Source organism: Streptomyces sp. NPDC005566, assembly GCF_040605575.1.
GTDB lineage: Bacteria > Actinomycetota > Actinomycetes > Streptomycetales > Streptomycetaceae > Streptomyces.
Map to the genome: position 1 here is coordinate 94,900 of NZ_JBEXDB010000009.1, position 16,828 is coordinate 111,727.

Here is a 16,828-nt window from a genome sequence, read left to right on the forward strand (position 1 = left end):
ATCTGTTTGTTAGGTTTACGCGCATGGAAAGACTTCTGCGGGTCGGCCGGCTGGCCACCTTCGTGTACTTCACCCTCTGCGGCTTCATCCTGGGGATGTGGATCGTCCACATCCCCACCATCGAGCACCGGGTGGGTATCAGTCACGCCGTCCTCGGCTGGCTCCTCCTCCTGCTCGGCGGTGGGGCGTTCGCGGGGATGCAGCTGATCGGTCCGCTCAGCGACCGCTTCGGCGCCCGCAAGACCGTCCCGGTCAGCGCCGTACTGTCCTGCGCCGCTCTCGTCCTGCCCGGCCTGGCCACCAACGCCTGGACCCTGGGCGCCTCGCTGTTCGTGCTGGGCTGCGTCACGGGATGCCTGGACGTGGCCATGAACGCCCATGCGGTGCAGGTCGAGCGGGGCTACGGCCGGCCCGTCATGTCCGCCTTCCACGCGATGTTCTCCATCGGCGGGGTCTTCGCGGCACTGGTCGGCGCCTTCACCCTCGGCCGGAACTGGAGTCCGGCGGTCACGCTCGGCGCCATGGCCGTGCTCAGCCTCGCCGTCACCCTGGCCGCGATACCGGCGCTGCTGCCCCCGGACGCCGCCCCGGCGGAGACGGACGACGCCCCGAAGTCCGCCAAGGGCCCCGTGCCCCGCAGGATCTGGATCATGGCGGCACTCGCCCTCGTGCTCATGCTCTCCGAAGGGGTGGCCGGAGACTGGAGTGCCCTGCACCTCAAGGACGTCCTGGACGCCTCCCCGTCCACCGCGGCCTTCGCCTACGGCGCCTTCGCCACCGCGATGACCATCGGCCGCCTGCTCGCCGACCGGGTCTCCGCACGATTCGGACCCGTCGCCATTCTCCGGTACGGATCCGGCCTGGCCGCCGCAGGGCTCGTCCTGGCCGCGCTCTCGCCCACCATCCCCCCGGCCCTGATCGGCTGGACGCTCTTCGGCATCGGCCTGTCCGGCACCATCCCGCAACTCTTCAGCGCCGCGGGCCACATCGACCCGGCCGCCGCGGCGACGAACGTCTCGCGGGTTGCGGGCCTCGGCTACATCGGCATCCTCGCGGGCCCCGCGGTGATCGGGCCGATGACCCACTTCATGCCGCTGAACCTCACCTTCTTCCTGCCGGTGGCCTTCTGCGTCATCGCCTGCCTCGCGGCCCCGATCCTCATGACCGACTCCGCGGAGCCTGCCGAGGCGGCGGGCAAGGAGCCCGCACGCCAGGAGGCCTGAGCACTCCCGCCGTCCGTGCCTGCGTAAATCGTGATCAAGGGACCATTGACCGTGGCACGGTGCGGTGGGGACGCTGCTGGTTCGAACCAGCGGGGCGGGAACATGCAACGGCAGCAGTACATACAGCGGTGCTCGGAGCTGTACGCGGTGGGCGGCTACACCGGTGTCAGGGAAACGGCGGAGGCCGGGCTCGCCGAGCTCGGGCCCGACCCGGTCCTCTTCCGCTGGCTCGGGCAGGCGCACGCCGCCGAGGACGAGGACGACCACGACACCGAGGCCGAGGGCGCGTACCGCAAGGGGCTCGCGCTCGCGGCGGACGACCTGGGGCTCCTCGTGTCGTACCTGGAACTGTGCCTCCGGTCCGATTCCTTCACCTACCCGGGGCGCGCGGCCCGCGCCGCCGCCATGAAGGCGCGGCTCGAGGAGCTGGCCCCGCCCGGGTCGGCGGAACGCGCGCGCGTCGACGAGGTGACGGGGTGGGCCGGCCGCGGTTACTGGGACGACTTCAAAGCGGCACACGCGGAAGGGCGCGCCCGGCGCGAAGGGGCTGCCGCACAGAGCGCCCTGGTCACCGACGCGCTCCGGAGATCCGCTCGCGGCGAGTCCACCGACGAGCCCGGGGAGGAGCTCGCCGCCGCCGAGCTGGCAGCGGCGGTCGAGCTCCTGCAGGGGCCCCGCAACGCCCTACTGCGTCTGCTCCTCGCCCATCGGACCGGTGCGTACGTGCTGACCTTCGCGCTCGGCCTCGGCGTGAACCACGCCCTGGTGCTGAGCGGCACCCTGACGTACAGCCTGTGGGGCTGGCTGCTCTGGATCCCGGTGCTGACCGCGGAAGCCAGACTCCGCCAGGCCAAGAGGCTGGGGCGTGAGCGCGTCATCGCCCGCATGCGGGAGCGGCACGAGCGGGTGGACGCCGCCGCCTGACACCGGGAGTACGGAGACGGGCCGGGCGTTCTCAGTCCTCCACGGCCTCCGCCCGGTGCGACGGCGCATGCCGAACCCGGCCAGCAGTGCGCCGGCGGCACACAGGACCGCGGTGACGATCACGGCGGTGTGCACACCGTTCATGAACGCGTTGCCGCTGCCCTCGATCACCGCGGCCTTCAGCTGGGCCGGCATGTCGGCCGAAACGGGCGAGACACCCATGGACACCGCGTCCTCGGCCTCTTCGAAGCCCGCCGCCGCCCCGGCCGGGACACCGGCGGAGGTCAGCTCGCCGGTCAGGGTGGAACCCACCTTCCCGCTGATCAGGGAGACCAGTACGGACGTGCCGAACGCACCTCCGATCTGCAGCGAGGTGGCCTGCAGCCCGCCCGCCACTCCGCCGTCCTTCCTCGGCGCGTTGCCGACGATGGCGTCGGAGGAGGCGGACATCACGATGCCGACGCCCAGACCGATGGCGAGGAACGGCGGCCACAGGGCGGAGTACGGGGAACCGGTGTCCCAGGTCAGCATCCACAGGGCTGCCGCGGCCTGGAGGGACATGCCGACCGGCATGGTGAGCCGCGGGCCGAAGCGCTGGGGCAGGGCGGCGCCGAGCGGCGCCGCCACCACGGTGGCCAGGCTGAAGGGCAGGGTGCGGACACCGGATTCGACCGGGGAGAAGCCCCGCACGTTCTGCAGGTACAGCATCACGAAGAACCCGGGGACCGGACGGGCGGCTGACGCGGGGCTCTTCGCCGTGGTGGTATAGCTGCAGTTGAGAGCCCCGGCGCACGGTGAAGACAGCCGAGAGAAGGACCATGGACAAGCCCACGCACTTGATCGAGTTCGAGACCATGCTGCTCGGGCGGCACCTCCAGCTGAGCGCGCCCCGGCTGAGACGGAACAGCCAGAACCTGGACCGCAGCGCGTACACCCTGCTCAGCCGCATCCGGATGGAGGGCCCGATGTCCATCGGGCAGCTCAGCGACGCCTTCGGGCTGGACGCCTCCACTCTCAACCGGCAGACCGCCGCGATGCTGCGGGCCGGGCTCGTCGAGCGCATCCCGGACCCCGACGGGGGGATCGCCCGTAAGTTCCGCATCACCGAGGAGGGCTCGCACGGCCTCGACTCCGAGCGGTCCGCGAACATTCGCGGCCTGGAGAAGGTCATGGCCGAGTGGGATCCGGAGGAGGTCGCCGCCTTCGCCACGTATCTCAAGCGCTTCAACACCGACATCGAGGACCTCGACGGGCGCCCCTGGCCCCGCCCCTGATCAGCCGCGCGTGGTGGTCGGCGGCACCCGCGGTGTGCGGGGCGGGACGGGAATCCTCCCCTGCCGGATCGAGGGCTGCCGGGCCCGCCGGCTCGGTCTCCGCACCACGGTGTGAAGCACAGCTGCGGCGGAGCTTAAGAAATCCTCGATGGACCTGCGGCCCGGCGTGCGGCACTGTCGTTGTGACGGCAGTGGGCGGCGAATCACGGTGTTCGTAGGACGTACGAACGCACGCGTTTCGCCCTTTCCCGTCCGCCGTACCCCCATGCACCCCGGGCCGCAGGCCGCCTTCGGCATGCCCCCGGCCCGGGGTATTCACCAGGTACCAGGTACAGGGAGCCGCAGCCGTGAAGGCACTCGTGAAGCACAAGGCCGAGCCGGGACTCTGGCTGATGGACGTGCCGGAGCCGGAGATCGGCCCCGCGGACGTGCTGATCAAGGTCCTGCGCACCGGAATCTGCGGCACCGACCTGCACATCCGGAACTACGACGGCTGGGCGCAGCAGGCCGTGCGCACCCCGCTCGTCCTGGGCCACGAGTTCGTCGGTGAGGTCGCGGACCTCGGCTCCGACGTCGTCGACATCAAGATCGGTGACCTGGTCAGCGGCGAGGGCCACCTGGTCTGCGGAAAGTGCCGCAACTGTCTGGCCGGACGGCGCCACCTCTGCCGCTCCACCCTCGGCCTCGGCGTCGGCCGGGACGGAGCGTTCGCCGAGTACCTGTCGCTGCCCGCCTCCAACGTGTGGGTGCACCGGGAGAAGGTCGACCTCGACATCGCCGCGATCTTCGACCCGTTCGGCAACGCGGTGCACACCGCGCTGTCGTTCCCGCTGGTCGGCGAGGACGTGCTGATCACCGGCGCGGGACCGATCGGCATCATGGCCGCCGCCGTCGCCCGCCACGCGGGCGCCCGCAACGTCGTCATCACCGACGTCAGCGAGGCCCGTCTCGAACTGGCCAGGAAGGTCGGCGTCAGCCTCGCCCTCGACGTCAGCAAGGAGACCATCGCCGACGGCCAGCGCCACCTCGGACTGCGTGAGGGCTTCGACATCGGTCTGGAGATGTCCGGCCGCCCCGAGGCGATGCAGGACATGATCGCGAACATGACGCACGGCGGACGCATCGCCATGCTCGGACTGCCCGCCACCGAGTTCCCCGTCGACTGGTCCCGCATCGTCACCTCGATGCTCACCGTCAAGGGCATCTACGGCCGTGAGATGTACGAGACGTGGTACGCCATGTCCGTCCTGCTGGAGGGCGGCCTCGACCTCGCGCCCGTGATCACCGGACGGTACGGGTACCGAGACTTCGAAGCCGCCTTCGACGACGCCGCGAGCGGCCTCGGCGGGAAGGTCCTGCTCGACTGGGCCGCCTGACCCGCACCCCGTACCTCGCCCCGCACCTCGTACCCCCGGCCCGTACCCACCTGGGAGACATCCTTCATGTTCGACTCCGTACGCGACGACCTGCGCCTCACCCTCGACGAGATCAGGGACGCCGGACTCCAGAAGCCCGAGCGGGTGATCGGGACCCCGCAGTCCGCCACCGTCGGTGTCACCTCCGGCGGGCGCGCAGGTGAGGTCCTCAACTTCTGCGCCAACAACTACCTGGGCCTCGCCGACCACCCCGAGGTCGTCGCCGCCGCCCACGAGGCGCTGGACCGCTGGGGCTACGGGCTCGCGTCCGTCCGCTTCATCTGCGGCACCCAGGAGGTCCACAAGGAGCTGGAGCAGCGCCTCTCGGCCTTCCTCGGCCAGGAGGACACGATCCTCTACTCCTCCTGCTTCGACGCCAACGGCGGTGTCTTCGAGACCCTCCTCGGCCCCGAGGACGCGGTGATCTCCGACGCCCTCAACCACGCCTCCATCATCGACGGCATCCGGCTCTCCAAGGCGAAGCGGTACCGCTACGCCAACCGCGACATGGCCGACCTGGAGCAGCAGCTCAAGGAGGCCTCCGGGGCCCGGCGGCGCCTCGTCGTCACCGACGGTGTCTTCTCCATGGACGGCTACGTCGCCCCGCTCGCGGAGATCTGCGACCTGGCCGACCGCTACGACGCCATGGTCATGGTCGACGACTCGCACGCCGTCGGCTTCGTCGGACCCGGCGGCCGGGGCACCCCCGAGCTGCACGGCGTCATGGACCGCGTCGACATCATCACGGGCACGCTCGGCAAGGCGCTGGGCGGCGCGTCCGGCGGTTACGTGGCGGCGCGCGCCGAGATCGTCGCCCTGCTGCGCCAGCGCTCGCGCCCGTACCTCTTCTCCAACTCGCTCGCCCCGGTCATCGCCGCCGCCTCCCTCAAGGTCATCGACCTGCTGGAGTCCGCAGGCGACCTGCGCGAGCGCCTCAACGCCAACACCGCGCTCTTCCGGTCCCGGATGACGGCGGAGGGCTTCGACATCCTGCCCGGTGACCACGCCATCGCCCCCGTGATGATCGGGGACGCGGCGAAGGCAGGCCGGATGGCGGAGCTGCTCCTGGAGCGCGGTGTGTACGTGATCGGGTTCTCGTACCCCGTCGTCCCGCAGGGAGCCGCACGCATCCGCGTCCAGCTCTCCGCCGCCCACTCCACCGAGGACGTCAACCGCGCGGTGGACGCGTTCGTCGACGCGCGGGCCGCTCTGGGGGAGTAGTCGCCGGTCTCCGCCGACCTGGGACAATGAGCGCATGATCGATGCACGGCGGCTGCGCATTCTCCGTGCGGTGGCAGACCACCGCACGGTGACCGCGGCAGCCGCCGCGCTCTACCTCACTCCCTCCGCCGTCTCCCAGCAGCTCGCCGCCCTGGAGCAGGAGACCGGACACCACCTGGTCGAGCGCGGTGCGCGGGGTGCCAGGCTCACCGCGGCGGGGGAGATCCTGCTGACCCACGCCAACGAGGTGCTCGCCCAGCTGGAGCGCGCGGAGGCGGAGCTCGCCGCCTACAGCGCGGGCGTGGCGGGCACGGTCACGGTCGCCGCGTTCGCCACGGGCATCGGCCTCGTCCTGGCCCCCGCCATCGCCGAGCTGACGCGCACAGCCCCCGGTATCCGGGTCCGTGTGCAGGACGCCGAGGGCGACGCGAGCGTGCCGATGGTGCTGGACCGGCAGGTCGACGTGGCCGTCGCCGTCGAGTACCGGGGCGCGCCCGGTGACGACGACCGGCGCCTCACCCGGGTGCCGCTCTACTCCGAGCCGTTCGACGCGGTGCTGCCGGTCGGCCACCGCCTCGCCGGGCAGGAGCACGTCGCCGTCGCCGACCTCGCCAAGGACCCGTGGATCGGCCCGTACCCCGGCAACCCCTGCCATGACGTGGTGGTCCTGGCCTGCGAGTACGCCGGGTTCGAACCTCAGCTGGAACACTCCTCCGACGACTTCCACGCGGTCGTCGCACTGGCCGGGGCGGGCGCCGGGGTGGCGCTGGTGCCCCGCTCGGCGTTGCGCGGCATGGACCTCGGCAGTGTCGTCGTACGGCCCGTGGAGGGCAGCGCCCCGACACGGCGGGTCTTCGCCGCGGTGCGGCAGGGTGCCGAGGGGCACCCGCTGATCAGGCCGGTCCTGGACGCGCTCGGGTCGGCGGCGGGACTGGCGTAGCCACACGGGTCGTGGCGGCTCACGCACACCTCGGGTGCAGCTCAGGCGGGCTGCAGCAGGTCCCACCGGTTGCCGTACAGGTCCTCGAAGACCGCGACCGAGCCGTACACCTCGTGGCGCGGCTCCTCCAGGAAGCGGACCCCGGCGGCCCGCATCCGCTCATGGTCGCCCGCGAAGTCCTCGGTGTGCAGGAAGAGGCCGACGCGGCCGCCCGCCTGCGCCCCGACGGCTGCCAGCTGGGCGTCGCCCTTCGCACGCGCCAGCAGCAGCCCCGTGCCCTGCGTGCCGTGCGGCCGCACGACGACCCAGCGCGAGCCGTCGCCCCGGTCCGTGTCCTCCACGAGCTCGAATCCGAGCGCGTCCGTGTAGAAGGAGAGAGCCTCGTCGTAGTCGCGGACGACCAGGGTGACCAGGGCGATGTGGGACATGGGGGCCTCGGGTTCCTCGAGTGGACGGACATGCACGTCTGTACGGATGTGCATGTCGGTTATACGTAACACTAACGCCGGCCCGACGCATCCGGGGACAATGCCCGGCATGGTCACGAGCGACTTCACCGGACTGACGGCCCGCGCCCGCCGCCTCACCGCATCCGGCAGGCGCCACATCCTCGGCATCACGGGACCGCCCGGAGCCGGGAAGTCCACCCTGGCCGCCCGGCTCGTCGAGTCGCTCGAAGGACACGCCGTCCTCGTCCCGATGGACGGATTCCATCTGGCCGGTGCCGAGCTGGAGCGCCTCGGCCGTGCCGGCCGCAAGGGTGCCCCCGACACCTTCGACGCCGCCGGATACGCGGCCCTGCTCCGGCGGCTGCGCCTCCCCGAAGGGCCGGGCCCGGTGTACGCGCCGGCCTTCGACCGGAGTCTGGAGGAGCCGATCGCCGGGGCCGTAGCCGTCCCTCAGGACACCCCGCTCGTGGTGACCGAGGGCAACTACCTGCTCCTGGCCGAGGGGCCCTGGGCGCCGGTGCGCGGGCTGCTCGACGAGGTGTGGTTCGTCGACGTCGACCCCGGGTTGCGGACACGCAGGCTCGTCGACCGGCACGTGCGGTTCGGCAAGCCGCGCCCGTACGCGGAGCGCTGGGTCGCCCGGTCCGACGAAGCCAACGCCCGGCTGGTGGAGCGGTACCGCGACCTCGCCGACCTGGTCGTGCGGCTGCCGGGCACACCCTGAATTCATCGGTTCCCCCTGTCCCGGGGCACGCCCCCTTCTGGATCCCGGGCGAAGCGGCGCGCCCCGTCGCGACCGCCCGGCATCGCTGCCGACCGGCCTCGTCGTACACCTCGACGGCGCGTTCCGAATGCGTTCGCATCCACCGGCACGTACGGGCAGGATGCTGTGTGCCGCGTCGTCCCGCCAGGAGGTCCGTCATGTCCAGCCCCGACCAGCCCGTGCCCTTCACCGCCGACGACTACAGGGCCCGGATGACCAGGGCGGCCGAGTCCGCCGACGCCGCAGGCCTCGCGGGCGTCCTCGTGGCGCCGGGCCCCGACCTGGTCCACCTCACCGGATACCGGCCGACCGCCGCCACCGAACGCCTCACCCTGCTCGTCGTCAGGGCGGGCCACGACCCCGTCCTCGTCGTCCCGGCCCTGGAGGCCGCGGACGCCGAGCGTGCCGTCGGCGCCCCCGTCCTCACCCTGCGGGACTGGACCGACGCCGCGGACCCGTACGCCCTCACCGCCGAACTGCTCGGCGACAAGGGCCGGTTCGGGGTCAGTGACAACGCCTGGGCGCTGCACCTGCTCGCGCTGCAGGAACTCCTTCCCGCCACCTCGTACGCCTCCCTCACCGCCGCCCTGCCGATGCTGCGCGCCGTCAAGGACGCCGCCGAGCTGGAGCGGCTCGCGGCGGCGGGGGCCGCCGCCGACGCGACGTACGAACAGATCCTGAAGGTCCGCTTCTCCGGCCGGAAGGAGACCGACGTCGCCGCGGATCTCTCCGCCCTGCTCGTGGAGTTCGGCCACTCGCAGGTCGACTTCACCGTGGTCGGCTCAGGTCCGAACGGCGCCAACCCGCACCACGAAGCAGGGGACCGCACCATCGAGCAGGGCGACATGGTCGTCCTCGACTTCGGCGGCCTCAAGCACGGCTACGGCTCCGACACCTCCCGTACGGTGCACGTCGGCGCACCCACCGCGGAGGAGCAGCGGGTGCACGACGTCGTACGGGAGGCGCAGGAGGCGGGCTTCCGCGCGGTGCGGCCCGGCATCGCCTGCCAGGAGATCGACCGGGCGGCGCGTGCCGTCGTCACCGAGTTCGGCTACGGCGAGCGCTTCATCCACCGCACCGGCCACGGCATCGGGGTCACCACCCATGAGCCGCCCTACATGATCGAGGGCGAGGAGCAGCCGCTGGTACCCGGCATGTGCTTCTCCGTGGAGCCCGGTATCTACCTCCCGGGCCGCTTCGGCGTCCGGATCGAGGACATCGTCACCGTCACCGAGGACGGCGGCCGGCGGCTGAACAACACCCCGCGCGAGCTGGCGGTCGTCGACTGATCAGTCCTGCGGCTCACGGTCGCGGAAGCGGTGCAGCACGTCGTACGGGTAGGGCAGCGGCCGTGCACTCGCCTCGTCCAGCCGCACTGTCTGATCCGGCGTGAGGTCCCAGCCCACGGCGCCCAGATTGTCGGTCAGCTGCTCGACCGTGCGGGCCCCGATGATCGGTGCGGTCACGCCGGGGCGACCGAGGAGCCAGCGCAGCGCCACCTGCGCGGGGGTGCGCTCCGCCTCCTCGGCGACCGCGACCAGTGCTTCGACGACCCGCCAGGTCTCGTCGTTGTCCCGTTCCCTCCATGCCTCGCGGCCCAGCTCCTCCTGGTAGCGGGCCTCGCGTGTGCCGGGCGCCGCGGCCGTCATGCCCCGCCGGTACTTCCCGGTCAGCCAGCCACCCTGGAGGGGGCTCCAGGGGATGATGCCGACGCCCTCCGCCAGGCTCACCGGGACGAGCTCCCACTCCACCTCGCGGGCCAGCAGGTTGTAGAGCGGCTGGAGGCTCACATAGCGCTCCCAGCCGTTCCGTCCGGCCACGTCCTGTGCGCGCTGGAGCTGGGAGGCTGAGAGGTTGCTCGCGCCGAGGTAGCGCACCTTCCCCGACGTCACCAGGGTGTCGAGCGTCGAGAGGGTCTCCTCGACGGGTGTCGTCGCGTCCCACACATGCGTCTGGTAGAGGTCGACGTACTCCGTGCCGAGCCGCCGCAGGCTCGCCTCCACGGCCGACACGATGTGCTTCCGGCTCAGTCCGCCCGCGTTGGGCGCTTCGCCCATCGTCCCGAACACCTTGGTGGCGACGACCAGATCGTCCCGCCTGCGGCCCTTCAGCCAGCGGCCGACGATCTCCTCGGAGACGCCGCGGTGATAGACGTCCGCGGTGTCGACGAACGTCCCGCCGGCCTCCGTGAAGACGTCCAGGATCCGGTGGGCGCTCGCCTCGTCGGTGTCCTGTCCGAAGGTCATGGCGCCCAGGCAGAGCTCACTGACGCGCAGCCCCGAACGGCCGAGGAATCGCTGCTTCATTGGGTCCCCTTAGCTTGTTCCCGTTGCTCAGTGGTGAAGCTACGAGTTGAAGTGCACCCGAAGGCAAGGGACTTGTTCAGTCGTCGGCCAGAACCACGCACGACTCCGGCGGCAGGTGCAGCAGCCCGTCGCTGCCCGGGGCGTCGACCGGATCCCAGGCTGCCAGCACCCTGCCCCCGCCGGTGCGGTGACGGCCGCCGCCCAGCGCGATGGTGACCGGCTTCCCGGAGAGGTTGACCGCGATCCGCAGGTCGCCCCTGCGGAACGCCAGCCAGCGCGCCTCCTCGTCGTACGCCGTCCTGACGGAGGCCAGATCGGGATCGGAGAGGTCGGGCATGGCCCCGCGCAGCGCGATCAGCTCGCGGTACCAGGCCTGGACGCGGGCGTGCGGTTCGCGCTCGGGTTCGCTCCAGTCGAGGCAGGAGCGGGCGCGGGTGAGCGGATCCTGCGGATCGGGGATGTCCTCCTCCGCCCAGCCGTGGGCCGCGAACTCACGCCGCCTGCCGTCGCGTACGGCCAGGGCGAGCTCCGGGTCGGTGTGGTCGGTGAAGAACTGCCACGGTGTGCGGGCGCCCCACTCCTCGCCCATGAAGAGCATCGGGGTGAACGGGCCGGTGAGCACGAGGGCCGCCGCGCACGCCTGGAGCCCGGGGGAGAGAGTGGCGGCGAGCCGGTCGCCGAGCGCCCGGTTGCCGATCTGGTCGTGGGTCTGGGCGTAGCCGACGAAGCGGTGGGCGGGGGCGCGGGTGACGTCGACGGGACGGCCGTGCACACGGCCCCGGAAGCTCGAGTACGTACCGTTGTGGAAGAACGCACTGGTCACGGTCTTGGCGAGGGCGGCCAGCGGGCCGGAGGCGAAGTCGGCGTAGTAGCCCGTGGACTCACCGGTGAGCGCGGTGTGCAGGCAGTGGTGGAAGTCGTCGTTCCACTGGGCGTGCAGCCCGAGGCCGCCCTCCTCGCGCGGGGTGGTCGTGCGCGGATCGCAGAGGTCGGACTCGGCGATCAGGGACAGCGGCCGGCCGAGCTCGGCGGCGAGGGCGTCGACGGCCCCGGACAGCTCCTCCAGGAAGGTGAGCGCCCGGCTGTCGGCCAGCGCGTGGACGGCGTCCAGGCGCAGCCCGTCCATCCGGTAGTCCCGCAGCCAGGCGAGCGCGCTGCCCAGCAGGTACGAGCGGACCTCGTCCGAGCCGGGGGCGTCGAGGTTGACGGCCGAGCCCCAGGGCGTGTGATGCGTGTCGGTGAAGTACGGGCCGAAGGCCGGCAGGTAGTTGCCCGAGGGGCCGAGGTGGTTGTGGACCACGTCCAGGACGACCGCGAGGCCCAGCCCGTGCGCCGTGTCGACGAAGCGCTTCAGTCCGTCCGGGCCGCCGTACGGCTCGTGCACGGCCCACAGCGACACCCCCTCGTACCCCCAGCCGTGGGTTCCGGGGAAGGGGCAGACGGGCATCAGGGACACATGGGTGATACCGAGCTCCACGAGATGCCCGAGGCGTTCGGCCGCGGCGTCGAAGGTGCCCGCCTCCGTGAACGTACCGATGTGCAGCTCGTACAGGACGGCGCCCGGCAGCCCCCGCCCGGCCCACTCGTTGCGCCAGGTGTACGCGGTCGGGTCCACGACCGCGCTCCTGCCGTCGGGCCCGTCCGGCTGGCGGCGCGAACGCGGATCGGGGAGCAGGGGGCCGTCGTCGAGCACGAAGCCGTAGCGGTCACCGTCGTCGGCCTCGGCCTCGGCCGTCCACCAGCCCTCCCGCAGCGGATCGCGCTCCATCTGCTGCCGCCCGCCTGCGGTCTGCAGCACGGCCGACTCGGTCCGCGGGGCCCACACCTCGAACTGCATTCACCACTCCTCGTCCATGAACCGGATGCCCTGCAACGGGCCCAATGATCGGCCGAAGTCGCACTCGGGGCCCCGGGGGACTGGAGCGAGCCCATAACTGGCGATCAGGGTCTGGTTCTGATCATTGCCCTACCGGGTTCTGCTCATACGTAGAGAACCCAGGAAGTACGGATGAGGATGGGCCGCGTGGGGATCCTCCGTCCGCGGGCCGGGCTCGGCCGTTGATCAGGGAGCTGCGGGTGCTGCTCCATCGGTTGCCGTCAACGCCGTGTGTGCGGCGGTGAGGATCTCCTCGGAGAGCGGGGAGCCCTTGGTGGCCCGGGCCAGGACGAGTGCGCCGAGCATGGTGCACAGCCGGGCGATGCCGTCCTGGTCCTCGGTCGCGAGCCACTCGGCGAAGTCGCCCACCCCCTCGGTGTAGACGCGGTGGGCCTCACGGTCTCCGGGTTCGCGCGCCATGTCGCCGGCGAGTGCGGCGGTGGGGCACCCGTCCGCCCTGCTGTCGCGGTGCTCGATGGAGAGGTAGGTGTCGATCAGCGCCCGCTGGGCGGCATCGCGCTGCCCGGCGTACCGCTCGAGGCCGTCGTCGCGGCGCCGGGTGAGCTCGTCGAACGCGTGGGTGGTGGCTTCGTCGATGAGCGCCTCCTTGGAGGCGAACTGCTTGTAGAAACCGCCGTGGGTCAGGCCGGACGCCTTCATGAGATCGGCGACGCTGACGTGTGTGCCCTGTTCCCGGAACAGCCGGGAGGCGGTTTCCACGACCCGCCGCCGGTTCTCCTCCGCCTGTGCCTGCGATACGCGGCCCATGAGCCACCTCCCGTTTGGATGTCGGTTGGCATCTATTCTAGACCCGTGTTTAGATTGTAGTCGTAATCTAATGAGCGCGGGCTGTTCGTCGCCCGCTACGCCGGGAGCAGACATGGAACTGAAGGACGCGATCGCGGTAGTCACCGGTGCCAACCGGGGACTCGGACGGCATCTGGCCGCTCAGCTCGTGGAGAGCGGAGCGAAGGTGTACGCGACGGCCCGCCGGCCCGAGACGGTGGACCTGCCGGGCGTCATCCCGCTGCGGCTGGACGTGACGGACCAGGAGTCGGTGCGGGCCGCGGCCCGCACCGCATCCGACGCGACGCTGCTGGTGAACAACGCCGGCATCTCCACCGCCACGCCGCTGATAGCGGGCGGCCTGGACGCGGTGCGCCTGGAGATGGAGACGAACTTCTTCGGTCCGCTCGCAGTGACGCGGGCTTTCGCCCCCGTCATCGAGGGCAACGGCGGCGGCGCCGTGCTCAACGTCCTGTCCGTCCTGTCCTGGCTGCACCCGGCAGGCCTCGGGTCCTACGCCGCGGCCAAAGCCGCGGCATGGGCGCTGACCGACGCGGCCCGGGAGGAACTGGCACCCCGTGGCGTCACCGTCTCGGCGCTCCACGTCGGATACATGGACACCGACATGGCCGCGGGCGTTCCCGCCGATCAGAAGGCCGACCCCGCCGACGTCGCCGCCCAGGCGCTGCGCGGCATCGAATTGGGCCTGCCCGAGATCCTCGCCGACGAGACCACCCGGTACGTCAGGCAGAGCCTGGCCGCTTCGCCGAATGCGGCGTGAGGCACGCGCCGGCAGGTGCCGTCAGGGGAGGCGACGCCGGCTGCGTCCTCGCCCCGGACGCCCGGGGAACTGAAGTCCGAAAGCGGTGCGGCAGGTTCCCGGTAGCGGCGCTGCTCCTGAGGCCCGCGGCAGATGAAGCGTCGTGATTGCCGCCCGTTGCATCGGCGAGGGGCTCCAGGAGACCGAAGCGAACACCACAAAGTGTCTCGTGCTGGGAGAAGCCCAGGATGGACTGCGATCCGTCCCTTTGCGGACGAGAACGGAAGCGACCATGAAAGCCTTCATGATCGAGCGGTACGGCGACATGGCCGGTGTGCGCGCCGGTGACGTGCCCGACCCGCAGGCGGGCGTCGAGGACATCCTGGTCCGGATCCACGCGGCGAGCATCAACCCGTTGGACCTCAGGCTCCGCGACGGGGCCTTCAAGGCAATCCTGCCGTACCGTCTCCCGCTCATCCTGGGCAACGACCTCGCGGGGGTGGTGGTCGAGGTGGGCTCGGCCGTCACGCGGTTCGCGGTGGGCGATGAGGTCTACGCGCGGCCCGACAAGAACCGGATCGGTACGTTCGCCGAACTCATCGCCGTCCACCAGGACGATGTGGCGGCCAAACCGGCCACACTCACCATGGAGGAGGCCGCATCCCTTCCGCTGGTCGCCCTGACCTCTTGGCAGGCGCTGGTCGAGCGGGCACAGGTGCAGCCAGGTCAGAAGGTCCTCATCCACGGGGGTTCCGGTGGCGTCGGCACCATCGCGGTCCAACTGGCCAGGCACCTGGGCGCACACGTGGCCGCCACAGCGAGCACGGCCAAGGTCGAACTGGTGAAGGAGCTCGGCGCGGACGTCGTCGTCGACTACCGGAAGCAGGCTTTCGAGACGGTCCTCGACGGCTACGACGTCGTCCTGGACACCCTCGGCGGAGAGACGCTCAAGAAGTCCCTGCAGGTACTCAAGCCCGGCGGGAAGGTCATCAGTGTCGCAGGCCCTCCCGACGCGGCCTTCGCCCGCGAGCTGGGCCTGAACGCGATCCTCCGACTGGTGATGAGCGCGCTGAGCTTCCGGATCCGGCGCCGTGCGAAGCGCCGCAACGTGACGTACTCGTTCCTGTTCATGGAGGCAGGCGGCGAACAGCTGCGCACGATCGCGCCGCTCGTCGACGCCGGGAAGATCCGTCCCGTCGTCGACCGTGTCTTCCCGTTCGACCAGACCCGGGAAGCCATGGAGTACGTCGAGAAGGGCCGTTCGGAAGCAGGCAAGGTCGTCGTCGCGATGACATGAGGGCAGGCCCTCGCCGGACCGTCCTGCGGACCGATCTGTCGGCGGGCGAGGTCGGCGCCGCGCACGGACACGGGGGATCTTCCGGGACCACGACGAATTCGGCGCCCAGGCACGCGAGTTCCTCGAAACGTAGCGGGCCAGGTCCGGCACCGCCCAACGCGGCGGCAGTAGCCGTGGCACCCCGGAGAGTGATAAACAAGATCCCCCTTACGGCTGCTGGAGGCCGAGATGACCGTGCCGACGTTCCCACCCGGATTCCTCTGGGGAGCCTCCGCGTCCGCTTTCCAGACCGAAGGGGCGTTCGACGCCGACGGCAAGGGGCCCTCCGGCTGGGACGCCTTCGCGGCGCAGCCCGGCCGGATCAAGGACGGCACCGACACCACCCGCGGCACCGGCTTCCACGAGCACTACCGCGAGGACGTCGCCCTGCTCGCCGGACTCGGCGCGGACGCCTTCCGCTTCTCCATCAGCTGGCCCCGCGTCGTACCGGGCGGCAGCGGAGCGCTCAACCCCGCGGGGCTGGACTTCTACGACCGGCTCGTCGACGAACTCTGCGCCCACGGCATCACCCCCGCCCCGACGCTCTACCACTGGGACACCCCGCTCCCCCTGGACGAGGCCGGCGGCTGGCTCAACCGGGACACCGCCTACCGCTTCGCCGAGTACGCGGGCATCGTCGCGGAGCGCCTCGCCGACCGCGTACCCATGTGGATCACCATCAACGAGCCGGCCGAAGTGACGATGCTCGGCTACGCACTCGGCGAGCACGCGCCCGGACGCACCCTCCTGTTCGACGCGCTGCCCGCCGCCCACCACCAACTGCTGGCCCACGGACTGGCCGTACGGGCGCTGCGCGCCGCCGGCGCGGACAACATCGGCATCGCCCTCTCGCACACGCCCGTGTGGACCGCGGGGGAGACCGAGGAGGACCGCATGGGGGCGGAGCTCTACGACACCCTCACCAACTGGCTTTTCGCCGACCCGGTCCTCACCGGCCGCTACCCCGACGAGGGCTTCGCCGCCCTCATGCCGGGCCCGGTCGAGGACGACCTGAAGGTGATCTCGACGCCGCTCGACTGGTACGGGGTGAACTACTACAACCCCACCCTCGTGGGCGCCCCGAGGCCCGAGGCGCTGGACTCCTTCTCCGGCTACACGATGCCGTCCGAACTCCCCTTCGGGATCCGGGAGATCGAGGGGTACGACACGACCGACTTCGGCTGGCCCGTCGTCCCCGAAGGGCTCGCCGAGACGCTCGGCGAGCTGCAGAGCCGCTTCGGCGACCGGCTGCCGCCCGTCTACATCACGGAGAACGGCTGCGCGGTCGACGAGCCCGTCGCCGACGGCCGGCGCATCGCCTTCCTGGAAGGGCACCTGGGGGCGCTGCGTACGGCCATCGACGCGGGCGTCGACGTGCGCGGCTACTTCACCTGGTCACTGACGGACAACGTGGAGTGGACCGAGGGCGCCAGCAAGCGGTTCGGTCTTGTCCACATCGACTACGAGACGCTGCGGCGCACCCCCAAGCAGTCGTACGCCTGGTACCGCGACGTGATCAGCGCCCAGCGCGCCGCCGGGACGGGCTGACGCCCCG

Annotated in this window: 15 protein-coding genes and 1 pseudogene; 11 read left to right on the forward strand and 5 right to left on the reverse strand. The window is 71.3% G+C overall.

The annotated features are described in order from the left end of the window. The first annotated feature begins 23 nt into the window (after positions 1–23). Complete coding sequence (locus tag ABZS61_RS16300) at positions 24–1,223, forward strand: MFS transporter (RefSeq protein WP_356420509.1); 1,200 nt, start codon at positions 24–26, stop codon at positions 1,221–1,223. Between the two features lie 102 nt (positions 1,224–1,325). Next, a complete protein-coding gene (locus ABZS61_RS16305) occupies positions 1,326–2,147 on the forward strand; it encodes a hypothetical protein (protein ID WP_356420512.1) in 822 nt (273 codons plus the stop codon). Between the two features lie 63 nt (positions 2,148–2,210). On the opposite strand, the pseudogene ABZS61_RS16310 reads toward ABZS61_RS16305, so the two are convergent. Then, positions 2,211–2,864 (reverse strand): annotated as a pseudogene (locus ABZS61_RS16310) (MFS transporter); the annotation flags it as partial. A 101-nt stretch (positions 2,865–2,965) separates the two neighbouring features. Here ABZS61_RS16310 and ABZS61_RS16315 point away from each other — a divergent pair. From ABZS61_RS16315 to ABZS61_RS16330, 4 genes are all read left to right on the forward strand, one after another. Beyond that, positions 2,966–3,421 (forward strand): MarR family transcriptional regulator, encoded by a 456-nt coding sequence (locus ABZS61_RS16315; protein ID WP_356420515.1) that lies wholly within the window; start codon positions 2,966–2,968, stop codon positions 3,419–3,421. Between the two features lie 347 nt (positions 3,422–3,768). Continuing rightward, the gene (tdh, locus tag ABZS61_RS16320; RefSeq protein ID WP_356420518.1) at positions 3,769–4,797 is read left to right on the forward strand and encodes an L-threonine 3-dehydrogenase; all 1,029 of its coding nucleotides are present in this window, start codon (positions 3,769–3,771) and stop codon (positions 4,795–4,797) included. 66 nt (positions 4,798–4,863) lie between these two features. Further along, positions 4,864–6,057 carry a glycine C-acetyltransferase gene (locus ABZS61_RS16325; RefSeq protein WP_356420521.1) on the forward strand — a complete coding sequence of 398 codons (1,194 nt, stop codon included), beginning with the start codon at positions 4,864–4,866 and terminating at the stop codon, positions 6,055–6,057. 34 nt (positions 6,058–6,091) lie between these two features. After that, positions 6,092–6,997: a LysR family transcriptional regulator gene (locus tag ABZS61_RS16330; RefSeq protein ID WP_356420524.1), complete on the forward strand. Its 906-nt coding sequence runs from the start codon at positions 6,092–6,094 to the stop codon at positions 6,995–6,997. A gap of 41 nt (positions 6,998–7,038) precedes the next feature. On the opposite strand, the gene ABZS61_RS16335 is transcribed toward ABZS61_RS16330, so the two are convergent. After that, positions 7,039–7,425, reverse strand: a complete 387-nt coding sequence (locus ABZS61_RS16335) for a VOC family protein (protein WP_356420527.1) — start codon at positions 7,423–7,425, stop codon at positions 7,039–7,041. Between the two features lie 109 nt (positions 7,426–7,534). Here ABZS61_RS16335 and ABZS61_RS16340 point away from each other — a divergent pair, with 109 nt between their 5' ends. Beyond that, entirely contained in the window at positions 7,535–8,170 is a 636-nt protein-coding gene (locus ABZS61_RS16340) for a nucleoside/nucleotide kinase family protein (protein ID WP_356420530.1), read from the forward strand. Positions 8,171–8,367: 197 nt separating this feature from the next. Continuing rightward, positions 8,368–9,498, forward strand: a complete 1,131-nt coding sequence (locus tag ABZS61_RS16345; protein ID WP_356420533.1) for an aminopeptidase P family protein — start codon at positions 8,368–8,370, stop codon at positions 9,496–9,498. On the opposite strand, the gene ABZS61_RS16350 is transcribed toward ABZS61_RS16345, so the two are convergent. The 3 genes from ABZS61_RS16350 to ABZS61_RS16360 form a co-directional block, all read right to left on the reverse strand. After that, a complete protein-coding gene (locus ABZS61_RS16350) occupies positions 9,499–10,515 on the reverse strand; it encodes an aldo/keto reductase (protein ID WP_356420536.1) in 1,017 nt (338 codons plus the stop codon). A gap of 76 nt (positions 10,516–10,591) precedes the next feature. Further along, positions 10,592–12,352, reverse strand: a complete 1,761-nt coding sequence (treZ, locus tag ABZS61_RS16355; protein ID WP_356420539.1) for a malto-oligosyltrehalose trehalohydrolase — start codon at positions 12,350–12,352, stop codon at positions 10,592–10,594. 225 nt (positions 12,353–12,577) lie between these two features. Next, the gene (locus tag ABZS61_RS16360) at positions 12,578–13,159 is read right to left on the reverse strand and encodes a TetR/AcrR family transcriptional regulator (RefSeq protein ID WP_356420542.1); all 582 of its coding nucleotides are present in this window, start codon (positions 13,157–13,159) and stop codon (positions 12,578–12,580) included. A gap of 112 nt (positions 13,160–13,271) precedes the next feature. On the opposite strand from ABZS61_RS16360, the gene ABZS61_RS16365 reads away from it, so the two are divergent. From ABZS61_RS16365 to ABZS61_RS16375, 3 genes are all read left to right on the forward strand, one after another. Then, the gene (locus ABZS61_RS16365; RefSeq protein WP_356420545.1) at positions 13,272–13,958 is read left to right on the forward strand and encodes an SDR family oxidoreductase; all 687 of its coding nucleotides are present in this window, start codon (positions 13,272–13,274) and stop codon (positions 13,956–13,958) included. Between the two features lie 271 nt (positions 13,959–14,229). Continuing rightward, positions 14,230–15,234, forward strand: coding sequence for an NADP-dependent oxidoreductase (locus ABZS61_RS16370; protein WP_356420548.1), 1,005 nt, complete (start codon positions 14,230–14,232; stop codon positions 15,232–15,234). A gap of 228 nt (positions 15,235–15,462) precedes the next feature. Further along, positions 15,463–16,821, forward strand: coding sequence for a GH1 family beta-glucosidase (locus ABZS61_RS16375; RefSeq protein WP_356420551.1), 1,359 nt, complete (start codon positions 15,463–15,465; stop codon positions 16,819–16,821). The last annotated feature ends 7 nt before the right edge of the window (positions 16,822–16,828 follow it).